The 2954-nt window shown below is 44.4% G+C and carries 4 protein-coding genes; 3 read left to right on the top strand and 1 reads right to left on the bottom strand.

The annotated features are described in order from the left end of the window. Positions 1-138: 138 nt before the first annotated feature. A complete protein-coding gene (locus tag SV253_10435; GenBank protein MDY6776467.1) occupies positions 139-381 on the bottom strand; it encodes a winged helix-turn-helix domain-containing protein in 243 nt (80 codons plus the stop codon). Between the two features lie 94 nt (positions 382-475). On the opposite strand from SV253_10435, the gene SV253_10430 reads away from it, so the two are divergent. Genes SV253_10430 through SV253_10420 form a run of 3 tightly spaced genes read left to right on the top strand, consistent with a single transcriptional unit; the run spans position 476 to position 2941 of the window. Continuing rightward, a complete protein-coding gene (locus SV253_10430) occupies positions 476-1222 on the top strand; it encodes a hypothetical protein (GenBank protein ID MDY6776466.1) in 747 nt (248 codons plus the stop codon). Continuing rightward, entirely contained in the window at positions 1212-2000 is a 789-nt protein-coding gene (locus tag SV253_10425; GenBank protein ID MDY6776465.1) for a hypothetical protein, read from the top strand. Before SV253_10430 ends, SV253_10425 begins: the two co-directional genes overlap by 11 nt. Beyond that, positions 1997-2941: a recombinase family protein gene (locus SV253_10420; GenBank protein ID MDY6776464.1), complete on the top strand. Its 945-nt coding sequence runs from the start codon at positions 1997-1999 to the stop codon at positions 2939-2941. Before SV253_10425 ends, SV253_10420 begins: the two co-directional genes overlap by 4 nt. Positions 2942-2954: the final 13 nt, after the last annotated feature.

Genomic DNA, 2954 nt, shown 5'->3' with positions numbered 1-2954 from the left:
TAAAATGTCTCCGGGAGTTATGGGAATTTCCGTTATCCGTGGCTTCCCCCCGTCTGTTTTGACTGTGTTATTTGAGTTGTGGGAATGGATCATTTCAGATATACTCAGTAGACTGCCTCGACGACCATCTAATTTTATCTATGGTGTATCGGTGTGTCCTATGTACCACCAAACTGTACTCCTTCCTCCTACTTTCTTAGACTCTAAAACCCCATTATCTTCGAGATCCTTCAGACGTTTATGGACAGCCCTACGGCCGATGGGTAACTGTTCTGCAATTTCAGATGCCACTAGCACTGGGTCGTCAGACTCCTCAAATATCTCAAGGATTTCGTCATCAGTTACACTCGGATTCCTACCCGGTCTCTCGTCATCACCCATGCTTCCCACGAGGATGCAGTTCAAGTAAAGAATTTTTCTTCCTTCAACGGAATTAATACCAAGTCTTATTAGTTCCTACGTAGGAATTAATTCTATGCAGAGAACAAAAAAGAGGCAAGAAGAAGAGATCCAAAACTTGCTAAGTCAACACAGTCCCAGCCAGCTCGATCAGATAATCCAGAGAACCTGCCCCTTCTATAAGGACGATAACGGAGAGGTCACATCCGTGTATAACACGCTCCACAGTGCAGCACAGGGGAGAATTCTTGTTCAGCTACAGATCAGGTTTGAGAACTTCAGAGTAGGTGGGGAAAATCCACGAGATGGATACAGTATAGATGGGAGCATCGAGATAAATGACGGCAAAGCCGAGATAAAAGCCGAGGAAGGGTCTAAAGGATTAGCTGTAATAGAAGTGAAGACTGGGAAGATAAAGCCGCTACAAGCTGCTGCATACTCTTTCTGGGAAGATGTGCCTGTACTTACTGCTGAACTGGAGACAGGTGATGTTCATTACCTAGACCGTCAGGTAGCAGATATCCTCCTCGAGGAGCTACTGGATCACCATGAAAACATCGAGGAGCTCCGAGAAAGGGGAGAAAGGATACCTGGGGAGTTTCAGTGCCGGAACTGTTCTCGGGAAGAGTGCCCTCATTACAAGGAATCCAATTATACCCCAGACAATATTCTGGAGAAGAAAGCTAATATCTTCAGTAATATTGACGAGGTTGTGGATAAACTAGCCGAGGAACTACAGTCCATAATCGAAGAGAACGGCTACTCGATAAGACTAGATGGAGATGACAGTATAGGTCAAGAGGGGAAGGAGAATGACTCTTGACATATCTTGTCCTGACTGTGGATCAGCTAATTTAGATGAATCGATCCCGGGAATGGACGCTATCTGTGATGAATGTGGGTATGTGATTGAAGATTATGATGACATCTCCACTGAAACCTTGAGGGATAGTAATAGCCCTGAGTCGTCTGATAAAACCCGAGACAAATCTTGGTCGGAAGTGTCTACAGTTACTAATGGAACTGAAGAAAGAATATCTGAATCTCTCGAGATTCTCGATAATCTATCCGATGAGCTAGGGTTGTCAAAGGATACTCGTGGAAAGGCAGCTAAGATCTATGAGAAGGCTGCTATAGCTAACTTAACTGATGGACGTCCAACTTCATTGGTTGTAGGAGCTTCTTTATATCTGAGCTCCCGTGAGAACGGCGAGATAAGACCATTAGCGTCTTTTTCTCGAGAGGTAGGGTCAACCAAGGCAGACATCAAAAATGTAGCACAAATGCTACACAGAGAGTTTGATGTAGAATGGTACTTGTGTGAACCAGTCGATTATCTACCTTATCTTTCTCAGGAGCTGGGCTATGATAATACTACCAGAGAAACTGCGGAGCAAATTCTTGCTAAATTTGACGGAAACAACAGCGGTAAAAGCCCGACTGGTTTCGCAGGAGCAGCACTCTATTTAGCTTCAGACGATCAGACTACTCAGAGAGAAATAGCCTATGTATCCGGCGTTACGAAGGAGACTATACGCGTAAGGCTGAATGAATTGAGAGAAGATCTGAATACTGAGTTAGAACGGGGTGTTGATGTATGACTGGATTAGATCAGACTCTCTCTCAGTTCTCGAATGACAGGATATCAGACGAAGACGAGATTGTTTTAGCTGCTATATATGCGAGAACTTCTTCTACGAACCAGCGTTTCGGCTACTCTCTATCAGAACAGGTTCGTATCTGCCGTGAGAGGTGCGAGGATTTGGGGTGGGAAGTTTCTCATATTTTCAGAGATGAGGCTGAGAGTGGAAAAGACACTGACCGCCCCATGTTCCAGAAAATGATGGAGAAGGCAGAAGAGAGACTGTTCGATGTTGTAGTATTTTGGAAGCTAGATAGATTCTCTAGGAGCCTTCTACATGCTGTAGAGCTCGAGGAGAAGCTAAGTAGTCTGGATATAGCACTACACAGTGTCACTGAGCAGATAGATACCACTACGGCTGCTGGTAGATTTAATTTCCGTAATATCGCGAATGCTGCTGAGTTTGAGAGGGAGATGATAAAGCAGCGAACTCAGATGGGTATGCAAGCTCTAGCTCAGGATCGTAAGTGGCCGAATGATACTCCTCCGTTAGGATATAGGCTGGATGAGGATAGACATCTTGAGATAAAGGAAGACGAAGCCGATCTAGTCCGGGAGATATTTAGGATGTATATTAATAAGAGGTCGATGCCACAGGTCGCTTTTGAGCTGAATAAGAAGGGAATACGAGTACATGGATCAGAAGAGTGGACTACTAAGAAGGTGAGCGATGTTCTAAAAAATGAGCTGTATAAAGGAGAGTACGATGTTGCCGATGTGAATGAGTATGTACCTGAATATCAGATTGTTGAATCTGATGTCTTTGAGGAGGTTACCCGAATAAGACATCGGTTTCAGAGCGATGAGGAAAGCAGTAGGGAGACGATGTCTTCTGATAGAAAAGAGAAGAAGGTCAAAGACATGGTAGATACCTACCTAGATTCCTACTTGGGACACTGATTCCCACTACTGG

Origin of the sequence: Candidatus Afararchaeum irisae (genome assembly GCA_034190545.1) — an archaeon.
GTDB lineage: Archaea > Halobacteriota > Halobacteria > Halobacteriales > Afararchaeaceae > Afararchaeum > Afararchaeum irisae.
This window is presented reverse-complemented; position numbering and strand designations above follow the sequence as displayed.

What these genes read in the sequence shown, in the direction of transcription:
- SV253_10435 (MDY6776467.1), bottom strand. Translation starts at nt 381, where the DNA reads ATGGGTGATGACGAGAGACCGGGTAGGAATCCGAGTGTAACTGATGAC.
- SV253_10430 (MDY6776466.1), top strand. Translation starts at nt 476, where the DNA reads ATGCAGAGAACAAAAAAGAGGCAAGAAGAAGAGATCCAAAACTTGCTA.
- SV253_10425 (MDY6776465.1), top strand. Translation starts at nt 1,212, where the DNA reads ATGACTCTTGACATATCTTGTCCTGACTGTGGATCAGCTAATTTAGAT.
- SV253_10420 (MDY6776464.1), top strand. Translation starts at nt 1,997, where the DNA reads ATGACTGGATTAGATCAGACTCTCTCTCAGTTCTCGAATGACAGGATA.